Here is a 235-nt window from a genome sequence, read left to right on the forward strand (position 1 = left end):
GTGGTTCCGGCTGTTCCTCCCGATCGGGGGTGATGCGGGCCTGGAGCGGGTGCCGGCGAAGGCGAACAAGGTGTTCGGGTATCTGAAGTTCCTGCGCATCCCCGACGGCGAGCGTCCGGTGATGCGCAACTACAGCGTGCGGGCATTCCGCCCGGCGACCGCGGATGCCGGCGCCGAGATCGACGTGGACTTCGTGCTGCACGGATCGGCGGCCGACGGTACCGCCGGACCGGCC

General features: G+C 70.2%; 1 protein-coding gene. It reads left to right on the plus strand.

The annotated features are described in order from the left end of the window. Positions 1-235: siderophore-interacting protein (locus ACZ2IA_RS23300; protein WP_470294950.1), on the plus strand; the 235-nt coding region annotated here is incomplete at both ends.

Source organism: Crenobacter sp. CS_VA4 (assembly GCF_055597485.1).